The sequence below is a fragment of the Microbacterium sp. SA39 genome, from assembly GCF_000967865.1.
Taxonomy (GTDB): Bacteria; Actinomycetota; Actinomycetes; order Actinomycetales; family Microbacteriaceae; genus Microbacterium.
Genome location: NZ_JXRU01000035.1, coordinates 100427 through 114068 on the forward strand (window position 1 = coordinate 100427; position 13642 = coordinate 114068).

General features: G+C 69.0%; 13 protein-coding genes. 6 read left to right on the forward strand and 7 right to left on the reverse strand.

Translation table 11 applies throughout. The annotated features are described in order from the left end of the window. Window positions 1-17 precede the first annotated feature (17 nt). The 3 genes from RS85_RS11640 to RS85_RS11650 all read right to left on the reverse strand — a co-directional run bounded on the left by RS85_RS11640 (window position 18) and on the right by RS85_RS11650 (window position 4681). Window positions 18-3017: an AAA family ATPase gene (locus RS85_RS11640; protein ID WP_046013615.1), complete on the reverse strand. Its 3000-nt coding sequence runs from the start codon at window positions 3015-3017 to the stop codon at window positions 18-20. Further along, window positions 3018-4187, reverse strand: coding sequence for an exonuclease SbcCD subunit D (locus RS85_RS11645; protein ID WP_046013743.1), 1170 nt, complete (start codon window positions 4185-4187; stop codon window positions 3018-3020). Window positions 4188-4372: 185 nt separating this feature from the next. Then, window positions 4373-4681 carry a GNAT family N-acetyltransferase gene (locus RS85_RS11650; protein WP_046013616.1) on the reverse strand — a complete coding sequence of 103 codons (309 nt, stop codon included), beginning with the start codon at window positions 4679-4681 and terminating at the stop codon, window positions 4373-4375. Window positions 4682-5010: 329 nt separating this feature from the next. Between RS85_RS11650 and RS85_RS11655 the strand changes: the two genes are divergently transcribed. The 3 genes from RS85_RS11655 to RS85_RS11665 are packed head-to-tail and all read left to right on the forward strand — an operon-like array spanning window position 5011 to window position 6957. Next, on the forward strand, window positions 5011-5730 hold the full coding sequence (locus RS85_RS11655; protein WP_046013617.1) for a winged helix-turn-helix domain-containing protein: 720 nt from the start codon (window positions 5011-5013) through the stop codon (window positions 5728-5730). Window positions 5731-5776: 46 nt separating this feature from the next. After that, window positions 5777-6736: a DNA-3-methyladenine glycosylase family protein gene (locus RS85_RS11660; RefSeq protein ID WP_046013618.1), complete on the forward strand. Its 960-nt coding sequence runs from the start codon at window positions 5777-5779 to the stop codon at window positions 6734-6736. 23 nt (window positions 6737-6759) lie between these two features. Beyond that, window positions 6760-6957: a hypothetical protein gene (locus RS85_RS11665; protein WP_046013619.1), complete on the forward strand. Its 198-nt coding sequence runs from the start codon at window positions 6760-6762 to the stop codon at window positions 6955-6957. A gap of 18 nt (window positions 6958-6975) precedes the next feature. On the opposite strand, the gene RS85_RS11670 is transcribed toward RS85_RS11665, so the two are convergent. From RS85_RS11670 to RS85_RS11685, 4 genes are all read right to left on the reverse strand, one after another. Beyond that, a complete protein-coding gene (locus RS85_RS11670) occupies window positions 6976-7731 on the reverse strand; it encodes an iron ABC transporter ATP-binding protein (RefSeq protein WP_046013620.1) in 756 nt (251 codons plus the stop codon). Further along, the gene (locus RS85_RS11675; protein WP_046013621.1) at window positions 7728-8759 is read right to left on the reverse strand and encodes an iron chelate uptake ABC transporter family permease subunit; all 1032 of its coding nucleotides are present in this window, start codon (window positions 8757-8759) and stop codon (window positions 7728-7730) included. Before RS85_RS11675 ends, RS85_RS11670 begins: the two co-directional genes overlap by 4 nt. Window positions 8760-8769: 10 nt before the next feature. Beyond that, the gene (locus RS85_RS11680) at window positions 8770-9756 is read right to left on the reverse strand and encodes an ABC transporter permease (protein ID WP_046013622.1); all 987 of its coding nucleotides are present in this window, start codon (window positions 9754-9756) and stop codon (window positions 8770-8772) included. A gap of 84 nt (window positions 9757-9840) precedes the next feature. Beyond that, entirely contained in the window at window positions 9841-10830 is a 990-nt protein-coding gene (locus tag RS85_RS11685; RefSeq protein WP_046013623.1) for a siderophore ABC transporter substrate-binding protein, read from the reverse strand. Window positions 10831-10932: 102 nt separating this feature from the next. Between RS85_RS11685 and RS85_RS11690 the strand changes: the two genes are divergently transcribed. The 3 genes from RS85_RS11690 to RS85_RS11700 all read left to right on the forward strand — a co-directional run bounded on the left by RS85_RS11690 (window position 10933) and on the right by RS85_RS11700 (window position 13578). Further along, on the forward strand, window positions 10933-11700 hold the full coding sequence (locus tag RS85_RS11690) for a siderophore-interacting protein (protein WP_046013624.1): 768 nt from the start codon (window positions 10933-10935) through the stop codon (window positions 11698-11700). 32 nt (window positions 11701-11732) lie between these two features. After that, window positions 11733-12137: a VOC family protein gene (locus RS85_RS11695; protein ID WP_046013744.1), complete on the forward strand. Its 405-nt coding sequence runs from the start codon at window positions 11733-11735 to the stop codon at window positions 12135-12137. 271 nt (window positions 12138-12408) lie between these two features. Beyond that, window positions 12409-13578 (forward strand): RtcB family protein, encoded by a 1170-nt coding sequence (locus tag RS85_RS11700; RefSeq protein WP_046013625.1) that lies wholly within the window; start codon window positions 12409-12411, stop codon window positions 13576-13578. Window positions 13579-13642: the final 64 nt, after the last annotated feature.

The following is a 13642-nucleotide window of genomic DNA, read 5'->3' on the forward strand; positions in this document are numbered from 1 at the left end:
GTCGCAGGTATCGAGCCTCAGCGGGTCTCGATGATGCTCGGGCCGTTCGACAGCGCACGCACGGTGAGTTGGGCGGGGATCTGCTCCTGCATCGCCTCGACGTGGCTGATCACGCCGACGGTGCGGCCGCCCTGGCGCAGTTCGTCGAGAGTGCGCATCGCCACGTCGAGCGTGTCGCCGTCGAGTGATCCGAACCCCTCGTCGATGAAGAGCGTGTCCAGACGGATGCCGCCGGCACGCGCCGTGACCACCTCCGCGAGCCCCAGTGCGAGGGCGAGCGAGGTGAGGAACGTCTCTCCGCCGGACAGCGACTGGGGCGGACGGGTCTGGCCGGTGAATGCGTCCGACACCACGATGCCGAGGCCGGAGGCGGCGCCCCGCGCGGCCAGCGCGTCGGAGTGCTGCAGCTGGTAGCGGCCGGTGGACATGTCGTAGAGGCGACGGTTCGCCGCCTCTACGATCTCTTCCAGCTCTGCGGCGAGGACGAAGGTCTCCAGCGTCATCTTGCGGGTGTTCGCACCGCGCCCCGCGATCGTGTCGGCCAGCCCCTGCAGCACCTCGAACTCGGCCGCGTCCTCGGCGGTCCTCGCGTGCTCCGACGCGGCCGAGGCGATGAGTCCTTCGAGGCGCTCCGCGGTACCGGCGGCACGACTCGCCTCGTCGACCGCACGCATCCACACCGCGCGCGCAGTCGCTGCGGCCTCTTCGACGGGCGAGAGGTCGATGGGCTCTTCCGGGAGGGTCCGCAGTTCGAGATCGAACAGCGTCGCCCGCTCCTTCTCCCGCTGCCCCGCGTGCCGGGTGATCCGCAGGTCGAGAGCGTCCTGGGCGGCCGTCGTCCGCAACGCGCTCTCGACGGCGGCGACGTCTTCGAAAGCCGAATCCGACAGCGCCGCATCGCGCTCGTTCTCGGCCTCGTCGAGTGTCCGAGCACGCCGCGTGCGCTCGGCGACGGCCTCGGCGAAGCGGCGTGCGGCCGAGACCTTGGCGGCGCCGTCTGCGAGGCGCTCGGCGACGGTGTCGAAGGATCCGCGGGCCTCCGCGACCAGGGCGCGGTTCTCGGCGACACGTTGCGCCAGTACGACGAGGTGTTCCCGCGCCGCCGAGAGCGCCGCATCGTCTTCAGCCCGTCGCTGGTCGAGCTTCTCTGCCCGACCGGCGAGGTCCTGCAGCCGGGAGTCGAGTTCCGTCTGGCGCTCCGCGGCCGCGACCGCCTGCGCGTGCGTCTCGACGGCGCCCGCGAGCGCCGCCTCGGCCTGCGCGACCGTGCGGCCGTCGGCGCGCGTCTCAGCCGCCGCGAGTTCGGCTCGGAGCGCCGACGCGGTCGCTGCGGCGTCGCGTTCGCGCTCGGCGGCGGAGTCGCGGGTCGCCTCTGCGGCGGCGATGTCGTCGGCGGAGACCGGGTCGGCATGCGTCGCCGGTGTCGGATGCTCGTGCGCACCGCACACCGGGCAGGGCTCGTCGTCGACGAGCCCTGCCGCGAGCTCGCCGGCCATCCCGTCGAAGCGTCGTTGTCTCAAGCGGGCCAAGGCGCTCTGCGCGGTGGCGTGCTCTGACGTGGCCGCCGCGAGCCGCTGCTCCGCGAGCGTATGCTCCGCGCGCAGGCGCTCCGACTCTCGGGCGGCGTGCAGTCGGGATTCGGCCGTCGCCTGCGCCGTGAGCAGATCGGCCGTGCGGTCGGCGCTGCGCCGCGCGTCGTCGCGTTCGACGGTCAGCGCGACGATCTGCGCGGGCAGGTCGGCGCGCTCCGCATCGACGGCGTCGATGCTCGCAGCGGCCACCTCCACGGCGACTTCCGCGGAGCGCAGCTCGGCGGAAAGCTCCGATTCGCCCGCTTCGAGGCGGGCGGCGCGCTCCCAGCCACCGCTCTCCTTGAGCTGCGCTTCGGCCCACGCCTCCAGGTCTTCCTCCACGACGAGACCGAACGACTCCCAGGATTCTCTGGCCTCCTGCTCGGCTCCGCTCGCGCTGTCGAAGGCCACCCGGGCCCGCAGAACGGCGGCGATGGTCGATCGCAACGCCTCAGCCGATCGCGCGTCCGAGAGCTCCGCACGGGCGGCCGCGATGGACGGCTCCTCGGCGTCGAGGCGGTCGAGCGCCGCTCGGGCACGATCGCGCTCGATCTGGGCGCGCTGCTCCTCGCGTATCGTCGCGAGGGCCGCGTCGGACGCCGTCGCCCGTTTCTCGGCGTCAGCTCGCTCGGACGCGCGACGCTCTGCACGGTAGTCGGCGCGTGCCTTCGCCCGTTGCAGATCGTCGAGACGCTCCGCGGTCGTGCCGGTCAAGATCGGACCTGGAGAGGCCTCCGGCCCAGCCCCCTCTTCGGCGCTGTCGCCCCAGAGCTCTGCCGAGGAGACGAGCCGTTCTGCTTCCTCGAGGCGCGCGCCGACGGAAGCGAGGCGCGCACCGAGAGCTTGCTCGGCCGCACGGCGCCGCTCGTCGAAGCGCGATTGCACGTCTTCGAAGCGCTGGGTGCCGAACAGCCTCCGCAGCAGCGACTGGCGATCTTTGCTGCCGGCGAGCAAGAACTCCGAGAAACGATTCTGCGCCAGCAGGATGACCTGCAGGAACTGCTCGCGGCTCAGCTGCAGGATGTCGTCGAGCTCGGTGGCGACGTCGACCGCCCTGGCTGCACGACCGACCCAACCGGCATCCGTCCACTCTTCGAGCGACACCGCCGACGCCTGCTTCGTCATTCCGCCACCGCGCTTGGCGGGACGCACGTACTCGGGTGAGCGCGTGACGCGGAACCGACCGGCGGATGCGCTGAACTCGACGACGACCTCGGACACGTCGTCTGGTTCGCAGTGGTCGCTGCGTAGACGCTTCTCGCCGCCGTCATAGCGCGGCACACCGCCGTAGAGTCCGAAGCAGACAGCGTCCAGGATGCTGGACTTGCCGGCGCCCGTGCGACCTGCGATCAGGAAGATGCCGTCGTCGGCGAACGCGTCGAAGTCGACGGTCTGGCGCGACCGGAACGGGCCGAATCCCTCGACCTCGAGACGGTGAAGGCGCATCTAGACGAGCGCCTCCGCGCGCACCCGCTCATCGAGCACGTCACGGATCAGCTGGCTCTCCGTCTCGGTCGCTCCGTGTCCTGCCCTGACGTGCTCGAGGAAGGCCTCGATGCGCTCGGCATCGGTCACGGCGGCGTGCAGCCGCTGCGAGTAGGTGCGTTCTCGCTCCTCGGCGACGACCGCGGGCTGATGCTGCACCATCGCGCAGAACGGGAAGCTCTCGCGCAGTCGACGCATGGGCTCGGCCTGCGGCACGGCGTCGGTGTAGATCGCGCACACCCAGTCGTCGGCATGTGCCGAGACGCTGGCTTCCGAGAGGACTTGCTCGAGGGGTCCGGTGAGCGTGACGAGTCGGCGCGGCACCGGCAACTCGAGCCATTCGACCGAGGCGAGTCCGGAGGCATCGAGGTCGACGAGCCACGACCCGCGCGGCTTGTCCTGCTCACCGAAGCTGTAGTGCAGCGGAGCGCCTGCGTAGCGCACGCGGTCGCTGACCTGCTGCCGACCGTGGATGTGTCCGAGAGCGACGTAGTCCGGCCCGTCGAAGACGGCGAGAGGGACGACATCGAGGCCGCCCTGCCGCACCTCGCGCTCGAGCCCGACCGTCGCATCGACACCGGCGGCGAAGCAGTGCGCGATCGCGACCGAACGCCCGGGATTCTTCTGCATGCCCGCTCTCACGAGGTGCATCGCGTGCCCCATCGTCTGCGCCTGGGTGCGGAGCTGACGGCCTTCGGCATCGCCATCGGGCCAGTGCTGACGCACGATGGCGGGTTCGAGATACGGGATGCCGTAGAAGTGCACCGGGCCGTCGGCATCGGCGAGGGTCACCGGCGTGCCGACCGCGAGAGGATCGGTCAGCACGTGGATGCCGTCGCGCAGCAACCGCGCCTGGAAGCCGAGGCGCGCCGCCGAGTCGTGATTGCCGCTCGTGACGATCACGCGGGCACCCGTCTCGTGCAGCGCGACCAGCGCGTCGCCGAGCAGGGTGTACGCCGGCCCGGAGGGAGTCGCCGAGTCGAACACGTCTCCGGCGAGCAGGACGACGTCGACCTCGTTCTCCTGCACCTGCGCGGTGAGCGCCGCGAGCACCTCGGCCAGCGCGTCCATGGTCGAGTGACCGTGGAACGTGCGACCGATGTGCCAGTCGGAGGTGTGCAGGATGCGCATGTTCACAGGCTACGAACCCCATCCGACATTCGGTCCGAGGCGTGCCGCGGCATCCGCTTCTGGCAGGTGGATCGCAGGGTCCACCCGGCGCGGATGCCGCGGCGCGCTCCAACGCATGGTCTTCAGTGCACGGCGACGCGCCGTCATCCGGCGCGCTCGTAACAGAGCGTCACAATCGGCTCGCCTCAGCGCGAGCGCAGCAGCCGGGCGTGCTCGGGGTGGGCCGCGAACCACTCCGCGACGTACCAGCAGACGGCATCGACCTTGCGATCTCCGCGCGCCTCGATGTCGGTCACCGCCCCCTCGACGACCTTGCCCGCGTACCCGTGGCCGCGGAAAGTCGGGATCGTGAACGCTCTGGTCAGCGCGACGGTATGGCCGTCATCGCGATAGTCGAGCACGCTCACCAGCCGTCCATCACGCATGAGGGTGTAGCGCGATTCATCCTTCTCGTCGGTCAGGATGAACCCGCCGACAGTCGTCGAGATCGTCATCCGAGCAACGTTACGCCCGCTTCCCCGGCCGGGGCACGTTTTGACACGGGGTGACACGATCGGACATAATCCCCCCATGACCACCAACGCGCGCCCTTTGTCCGCCCAGGAGGCGAACAGGACTGCCGGGATGATGATGCCCGGTCGCGTTGGCATGTGTTGCCGAATGTGTCGCTGAACGAACAGCTACCCCGCCTGACTCGAACTTCTCGCCATCTGCGAGACCAGAGTCACCGAGCATCCACCCTTGCTCGCCTCCCGGCTCCGCCGGTCATTCATGCAACGCATCAGAGCCGTTCGCCGGCTCACGTCCTGAGGACTTCATCATCATGTCGAACATCGCACTTCTCGAGCGTCCCGCCACCGCCGCCCAGACCCGCACCGCCCGTTCGTCGCAGCCCGAGGCCGCCGCTCCTCTGAGCGCCGGCGCCGCCGACCTGCCCGCCGTCCGCTCGCCGCGCGGCTTCGCCCTCTACGTCGGACTCGACGAGATCAAGGCGGCCGAGGCCGGAGTGAGCCTCCCCCTCCTCGTCGACGCCCTCCGCCGCACCCTCGCCGAGCTCGCACCCGGCGCCGAGACCCACGCCACCGTCGCCCTCGCCCCGCACGGATCCGGAGGCCGCGACCTCGACGTCGTCCGCCTCGCCCTGCAGGAGCCCGGTGCCATCGCCCGCACCAAGGCCGCTGCCGAAGAGGACACCGTCGAGGAGGAGACCGGCGTCACCGTCGACATCTCCCGCAAGCGCGTGCTGATCGACGGCGAGTCCGCCGCCTTCACCTACAAGGAGTTCGAGCTGCTGCAGTACCTCGTCCTCCGCGAGGGACGCACGATCGAGCGCTCCGAGCTCGTCTCCGCCCTCTGGCAGGCGCAGGATGACGAGACCCCCGGCGAGCGCACGATCGACGTGCACGTGCGTCGCCTTCGCGCCAAGCTCGGCCGCTACGAGGACATCGTCCGCACGGTGCGCGGCATCGGCTACCGTTTCGACCGGCACGCCGACGTCGTCATCCGCTACGGCCACGGCACGCCTTCGCCCGACCGCTTCTGAGAGTCTCCGCTCCGTCTCTGTCGGCGCCGCCGCGTAGGGTGGGCGCATGACCCTGACAGCGGATGCCGGAGCGGCAGCGACCGCTCTCGACGCACCGCCGAGAGACGCGACGTATCGGCCTCGTCACCCTCTGAACCTCATGGCCACGGTGGCAGTGATGCGCCGCGGAGGAGCCGATCCGACGACCGTGGTCGACGGCGGAAGGTTCTGGCGGGCGATGCGAACGGAGGCAGGTCCGGCCACTCTCCTGCTTCGCGCCGCCGGCGATGAGGTCAGGGCTTCCGCATGGGGCCCCGGAGCCGACGAGGCGCTCGATCGGGTCCCCGACCTGTGCGGCGCACGCGACGACGCCACGGGCTTCGACGCGTCGCGGCATCCGCTCATCGCCGAGGTCGCGCGCCGCAATCCCGGCCTGCGCCTCGCACGGACCGACGAGGTCTTCAACGCCCTCGCCGGCTCGATCCTCGAGCAGAAGGTCACCACCATGCAGGCATTCGGAGCCTGGCGGTTCCTCGTGACGCGTTTCGGCGAGCGCGCCCCCGGGCCCACACCCCGACCGATGTTCACCGCGCCCCCGGCATCCGTCTGGCGCACGATCCCGTCCTGGTCCTGGCACCGCGCCGCCGTGGAACCGCCGCAGTCGAAGACGCTCGTCCAGGCGGCCGCGCGCGGCGACAGCATCGAACGGGCGATGCGCACGGCCCTCACCGGAGCCGATCGCGACCGCGTGCTCACGAGCCTCCCGGGGATCGGCGTGTGGACCTCGGCCGAGACCCGCATCCGCGCCCTCGGTGATCCGGATGCCGTGAGCGTGGGCGACTTCCACCTGGCGCATGAGGTAGGCCATGCGCTCGCCGGGAAGCGCACCGACGACGACGGGATGCTCGAGCTCCTCGCGCCGTGGGAGGGGCAGCGTCAGCGGGTCATCCGCCTCATCTTCGCCAGCGGTGTGAAAGAGCCGCGGCGCGGGCCGCGTCTCGCGCCCGAGAACCATCGCGACCGCTGAACGCGCGCCCCTAGGCTGAGGTCATGTCCCGCAGAGCGCTCCGAATCTCCGTCACCGCCGGCCTGCTGATCGTCGGCGTGGTGGTCGGGCTGATCTTCCAGAACGTATGGCTCGGCATCCTGCTCGCGGCCATCGTGTGGCTCGGCTGGTTCCTCGGCTACGAGTCGCGCCGCGGCAACAACGCCGGCGTCAACGACGAGGACCACGGCGTCGAGCTCTGAGGACTCGCGGCGGCGGCCTCAGTAGTAGACCGCGAGCGGACCGGACGGCCCGTCGACGACCCGCACCTCGGTGTCGAAGACTCGCGTGAGGACGGCATCCGTCATGATCTCCGACGGCGGTCCGAACTCCACGACGGCGCCGTCCTTCATGGCGCAGATGTGGTCCGCGTAGTGGCCGGCGAAGTTCACGTCGTGCAGGACGATCACGATCGTGCGCCCGAGCTCCTCCGCGGCCCGCCGCAGGTGCTTCATCATCTGCACCGCGTGCCGCATGTCGAGGTTGTTCAACGGTTCGTCCAGCAGCACGAACTCGGTGTCCTGCGCGAGCACCATCGCGACGTATGCGCGCTGCCGCTGACCCCCGGAGAGTTCATCGAGGTACCGGCCCTCCAGCGCGCCCAGGTCGAGGAAGTCGATGGAACGGCTGATGACCTCCTCGTCGGCGCGGTTCAGCCGACCCTTCGAATGCGGGAACCGGCCGAAGCCCACGAGCTGCCGCACGGTCAGCCGGGTCACGAAGTGGTTCTCCTGGCGGAGGATCGACACGATCTTCGCGAGGTCGGCCGAGCGCGTCGAGGCGACGTCGTATCCAGCGATCTCGATCGAACCGGCATCCATCCCGTTCAACCGTCCAATCATCGTCAGGAGCGTCGACTTGCCGGCGCCGTTGGGTCCGATGAGCGCGGTGATCCCGCCGGCAGGGATCTCGAGATCGACCGGGCCGATCGCGACCTCGCTGCTGTAGTCACGGCGCACGCCGTCGAGTGAGATCACAGTCGCCCCTTTCTGAGGATGACGATGAGGAACACGACACCGCCGACGAGCTCGATGAGGATCGAGACCATCCCCTGCGCGTAGAACACGTTCTTCATCACGAAGTACGCGCCGGCGAGCACCGCGAACGCCGTGAGCACCGCGACCGGGAAGATGAGCCGGTGGTCGTGGGTGTCGGCGAACTGGTATGCCAGCGTCGCGACGAGGAACCCGAGGAACGTCATGGGTCCGACCAGCGCGGTCGACGTCGCCATCAGGACCGCGACCAGGAACAGCACGATCAGCAGCTCTCGCCGGTGGTCGAGCCCGAGCGACCGCGCGGCATCCGGACCGAGCGACATGAGGTTCAGCCGTCGCGACCGCATCCACAGCAGCGCGGCGGCGCCGATGCACAGCGGGATCGCGAGGGGCAGATACGAGGCGTCGGCATTCGACACGTTGCCGAACATCCGCGCCGCCAGCACGTCGAACTCGCTCGGCGTGAGCAGACGCTGCATGAACGTCGAGATCGCGGCGAGACCTCCGCCGATGATGATGCCGATCAGCAGCATGATCTGCAGGTTCCCGTACCGGCCGGAGAGCAGCCAGCCGTACAGCGCCATCGCGAGACCCACCATGATCACGATCTGCAGTCCGAACTGCCACAGGCCCTGGATCGCCACCAGGCCCGCGACGCCGAACAGGTACACGGTCGTCGTCTGCACCACCCGGTACAACGACTCGAAGCCCATGATCGAGGGGGTGATGATGCGGTTGTTCGCAATGGTCTGGAACGACACGGTCGCCACGGCCTGTGCGACCGCGACGATCGCCATGACGGTGACGTTGGTCAGGCGGTACTGCGCGATGCGCCAGAAGCCCTCCGAGCCGAACGGCATCGGGTTGTCCCAGGCGAGCACTCCGGCGCCGAAGACGAGGGAGGCGACCACGAGGATGCCGAGCACGACGACGTAGCGACGACGCGCGCGGATACTCACGAACGCGCCGGACGACCGGTCTACGACCCCGGCCCCACGCACGTCAGCCACTTCTCGGACCTCAGCCACGGCGGCGCTGCCGGAGGAGGAGCAGGATGAACACGACCGCGCCGACGATGCCGAGGATGAGCGACACGGGCACTTCGAAGGGCATGATGATCGTCCGACCGATGATGTCGCAGACCGTGACGATCGCGATCCCCAGCAGGCACACCCACGGCAGGTTGCTGCGCAGGTCGTCGCCGCGCACCATGGCGACGATGTTCGGCACGATCAGACCGAGGAACGGGAGGTTGCCGACGACCACCGTGACGACCCCCGTCGCGATCGCGATCAGGACCGTGCCGAGCAGGATGATGCGGTTGTAGTTCACACCGACGTTCGTCGCGACCTCTTCGCCGAGGCCGGCGATGGTCAGCCGATCGGCGACGAGGAACACGACCACGCCGACGAGGGCGACGATCCACAGCATCTCGTACTGCCCGCGGAGCACCGAGGTGAAGCTGCCCGCGAACCAGATGCCGAGGTTCTGCAGCGAGTCGGTCGCGAGCGCGAAGTAGGTCGACACGGCACCCACCACCGCGCCGAGCATGATGCCGACGATCGGCACGATCAGCGAGGACTTCAGCGAGACGCGTCGAAGGAAGGCGAAGAAGACCATCGTGCCGATGAAGGCCGCGATCACCGCGCCGGCCATCCGTAACGGGATCGACGGCTGCGGTACGAGGACCATCACCGTGAGGAGTCCGAGACCCGCCCACTCCGTGGTGCCGGTCGTGGTCGGCTCGACGAAGCGGTTCTGGGTGAGCAGCTGCATCACGAGGCCCGACATCGCCATCGCGGCGCCGGCGAGCACGAGGGCGATCGTGCGTGGCACGCGTGTGATCTGGAACATCTCGGAGCCGTCGGCGGCGCCCGCGATGTCGTAGACGCCGGTGAACAGCGACACCGCGAGGAGCGCGACGACGACGAGGACCCCGATCAGCAGCTTGGGGTCGAACAGCCGCGTCGCGGCACGGGGCGGCGAGGCGATGTCAGCAGAGGTCATGAGGAGAGTCCTGAGGAGAGTCCTGAGGCGTCGAGCGAGCGAAACGGATGACCCGCCCCGCTCGCTCGACGACCCGTGTGATGGTTACTTCGCGCCTTCGAGCGCGTCAGCCAGATCGTTGAAGAACGTCGTGTACGTCTGGATGCCCTCGTTCAGGTAGGTGTCGGTGGGCATGTAGACGATCTGGTCGTCGGCGACCGCGGTCACCGCGGCCAGCGCCTCGGAGCTCTCGAGGATCTCCGATGCCTGCACGTAGTCGGGAGTCTCGGCGGCGAAGACCGCATCGCGGTCGAGCACCAGCATCCAGTCGGGGTTCGATGCCGCGATCGCCTCGACCGAGATCTCGTCGCCCTGGTCGTCGTCGCTCGCCTCGTCGACCTCGAGCGCGGGGGTCAGGCCGAGGATGTCGTACACCGGTCCGAGCGAGCGCCCGACGGTCGGGGCCAGGTAGCCGATGGCGCCGCCGGAGGTGTTGACGGCCATCACGGTGTCAGCGTCGTCGTACGCGGCCTTCGCACGCTCGACGGCGGCATCGAACTCGTCGACGAGCTTCTGCGCCTCGTCCTGCTTGCCGAAGATCTCGCCGAGCGCGAGCGTCTGCCGGGTGAGCTCGGCGTCGAACGCCTCCCCCTCGCGCGGCTCGAGGTCGATGATCGTGGCATCCGGCACCAGGTCGGCGATGGCCTCGTTGTGCTGCGTGAAGCGCTGACCGCTGATGATGAGGTCGGGCTCGACGGCCACGATCGCCTCGAGATCCGGCTCGCTGTGCAGACCGATGTCGACGATCGCGTCGTCGTCCAGGTACGAGACCGTGTCGGGCATCAGTGCGACGGCACCGGCGGAGAGCTCGACACCCCAGTCGGACAGGGTCTGGAAGGTGCGGTTGTCGAGCGCAACGACGGATGCCGGCGGGGTCGCGATCTCGTGCTCGCCGGTGTTGTCCTCGATCGTGACGGATGCCGGCGCCGCCTCGGTCTCCTCCGGCTCTGCGGCACTGCCGGATGCGCATCCGGCGAGCGCCAGGAGGCCGACGAGGCCGATGCTCGTGGCGGTGAGAGTTCTGGGCATGGACATGGAGGGACTCCTGTTCTGCGGGGGTTGTCGCGCTCGATCGGCGCCGGCTCGGAGAGGTAAGGGCATGCTTACCCGACTCCCTACATAGGTTAGCCTTACTTTATGAGCCAGACGCAAATCGGATTCTCCCTCGAACGTCGCGGCCTCGACCTGCGCTTCCGTACGGTCTCGCTGACCGCGCGGGAATGGCTTGCTCCCGACTACGTCCGGGTCCGCCTCTCGGGCTCGGATCTCGCGGGCTTCGACTCCCTCGGCTCCGACGATCACATGCGGTTGTTCTTCCCCGCCGGCCCCGTCGAATCGGTTGAGGAGATGCGTGCCGCACCCAGCCGCGAGTACACGCCACTGGCGTGGGACGACGACTGGCTCGACGTCGAGTTCGCCGTGCACGGAGACACGGGAGTCGCCGCTCCCTGGGCGGCCACCGCTCCGCTGGGGTCCTCGATCGGCGTCGGCGGCCCGCGAGGCTCCGCCGTGATCGTGGGCGCACCCGGATCGTGGCTCCTCGTCGGCGACGAGACCGCGATCCCCGCCATCCGCCGCTTCTCCGCCCTCATCCCCGACGGCACCCCTGCGCGCATCGTGATCGAGACGGTCTCCGAAGGCCGAAAGATCGAGCTCGACAGCCCGGTCGACGTCGAATGGCTGCATCGCGGCGATGGCCCCTCGGGCTCGGCGCTGATCGCCTTCCTCGAGTCGCTGACGGCGGACGACGTCGTCGGCGATGACCCGTTCGTCTTCATCGCGGCCGAGCAGTCCATCGTCAAGCCGGGTCGGGCGCTGCTGGATCGCTGGGGCGTGGACACGTCGAAGGCTGTGGTGAAGGGCTACTGGAAGCGCGGCGAAGCCGAGTACCACGCTCCGCACTAGTGCGGCATCCGCTCGTTCGGCAGACTGGTCGCATGGCTCTTCTGGATCACCTGGGCATCACCGTCGACGACCTCGAGCGCGGCCGGGCGCAGTTCCATCCGGTGCTGACAGCACTCGGATATCAGAGCGGCGGCGAGGACGATCATTCGATCTCGTGGAACAACGGCGACGAGACCGAGATCATCCTCTACACGTGGCACGAGGACAGCGGTCCGCATCGACACGGGCGGGTCGGCTGGCAGCACCTGGCCTGGTCCGTGGACTCCCGCGACGATGTCGATCGCCTGCACGCCATCGCGCTCGATGCCGGGTGGACGGCGGTCCGTGACCCCAAGGAGTATCCGCGCTACTCCGACCGGTACTACGCGTCGTTCGTCGAGGACGCCGACGGCATCCGCATCGAGTTCATGCACAACCCGCCGCGCGCCGAGGCTTGACTCCCGGGCGTGTCGCGCCTTATTCTCGGAAAGCTGTGCCGACCGGCGCAGCACGCCAGCCGAGGAGACGACCGGATGACCGCCCTGCGGAATCAGCCCTTCGCCGCGGTCGACGCGCTTCAGCAGAAGCACGACGACCGCTACGAGTCGTACCCTCCGGCGCGCGCCGTGTGACAGCATCCGCAGTTCTCACGCCTCGTACCGTCAGGTCCGGGGCGTTTTCTCTTGAATCCCCCGACCTGTGCCTGGCACCCACAGAAGGAAAGGAATCATGGAGAGGCTCTCCGCACGGCTGCTGTCGTGGGCGTCGCTGATCGACGAGAAGACACTCGCGCAGGCGCACACCACGGCACGCATGCCGTTCATCCATCCGCACCTGGCGCTGATGCCGGATACGCACCTCGGCAAGGGGGCGACCGTCGGCTCGGTCATCCCGACGCTCGGCGCGATCATCCCCGCCGCCGTCGGTGTCGACATCGGCTGCGGCATGATCGCCGTCCGCACTCAGTTCTCGAAGGGCGACCTGGACGGTCGCGAGCTCTCGGAGCTCCGGGAGCAGATCGAGCGCGCCATCCCGCTGTCGGCCGGACGCTACAACAACAAGGTCGTCGCGACGGCCGAGCCCCGTATCGCCGAGCTCGAGGCGCTCGCCGAGAAGAACGAGTTCGACCCGGAGAAGTACGCGAAGAACTGGCGCCTGCAGCTGGGCACGCTCGGCTCGGGGAACCATTTCATCGAGGTGTCGGTCGATGAGCTCGACAGGGTGTGGCTGTTCCTGCACTCGGGCTCGCGGGGCGTCGGCAACAAGATCGCCATGAAGCACATCTCGGTCGCGCAGCGGCTGGCGAAGCGCTGGTGGATCGACCTCCCGGACCCCGACCTGGCCTACCTCGTCGAGGGCACGCCGGAGTTCACGTCGTACATCCGGGAGCTGCGGTGGGCACAGCACTTCGCTCTGCTGAACCGGGAGGAGATGATGGACCGGGTCGTGCGGCAGGTGTCGGAGTTCCTCGGAACCCCGATCGAGGACCAGGAGCGGATCAACTGCCACCACAACTTCACCGAGTCGGAGATGCACTACGGCAAGCGGGTGTGGGTGTCGCGGAAGGGTGCGATCCAGGCGGATGCCGGTCGGCCCGGGCTCATCCCCGGTTCGATGGGCACCGCGTCGTACGTGGTCGAGGGGCTCGGCGACCCGCAGTCGCTGAACTCGTCGCCGCACGGCGCCGGCCGGAACTTCTCCCGGTCGACGGCCCGGAAGACGTTCACGCACGAGCAGCTGCGGGAGGCGATGGTCGGGATCGAGTTCCGTGACACGAGCGCCTTCATCGACGAGATCCCGCAGGCGTACAAGCCGATCGATCAGGTGATGGCGGATGCCGCCAGCCTCGTGTCGATCCGCCACACGCTGCGGCAGCTCGTCAATGTGAAGGGCGACTGAGCGTAGGGGTCGGGTGGAGAAGATCTCCGCCCGACCCCTCATGCGGCAGAGTGGAGGAACCCCG

Excerpts from the sequence above, each read along its gene's own strand:
- RS85_RS11640 (WP_046013615.1), bottom strand. The coding sequence starts at position 3,017 with ATGCGCCTTCACCGTCTCGAGGTCGAGGGATTCGGCCCGTTCCGGTCG.
- RS85_RS11645 (WP_046013743.1), bottom strand. The coding sequence starts at position 4,187 with ATGCGCATCCTGCACACCTCCGACTGGCACATCGGTCGCACGTTCCAC.
- RS85_RS11650 (WP_046013616.1), bottom strand. The coding sequence starts at position 4,681 with ATGACGATCTCGACGACTGTCGGCGGGTTCATCCTGACCGACGAGAAG.
- RS85_RS11655 (WP_046013617.1), top strand. The coding sequence starts at position 5,011 with ATGTCGAACATCGCACTTCTCGAGCGTCCCGCCACCGCCGCCCAGACC.
- RS85_RS11660 (WP_046013618.1), top strand. The coding sequence starts at position 5,777 with ATGACCCTGACAGCGGATGCCGGAGCGGCAGCGACCGCTCTCGACGCA.
- RS85_RS11665 (WP_046013619.1), top strand. The coding sequence starts at position 6,760 with ATGTCCCGCAGAGCGCTCCGAATCTCCGTCACCGCCGGCCTGCTGATC.
- RS85_RS11680 (WP_046013622.1), bottom strand. The coding sequence starts at position 9,756 with ATGACCTCTGCTGACATCGCCTCGCCGCCCCGTGCCGCGACGCGGCTG.
- RS85_RS11685 (WP_046013623.1), bottom strand. The coding sequence starts at position 10,830 with ATGTCCATGCCCAGAACTCTCACCGCCACGAGCATCGGCCTCGTCGGC.
- RS85_RS11690 (WP_046013624.1), top strand. The coding sequence starts at position 10,933 with ATGAGCCAGACGCAAATCGGATTCTCCCTCGAACGTCGCGGCCTCGAC.
- RS85_RS11695 (WP_046013744.1), top strand. The coding sequence starts at position 11,733 with ATGGCTCTTCTGGATCACCTGGGCATCACCGTCGACGACCTCGAGCGC.
- RS85_RS11700 (WP_046013625.1), top strand. The coding sequence starts at position 12,409 with ATGGAGAGGCTCTCCGCACGGCTGCTGTCGTGGGCGTCGCTGATCGAC.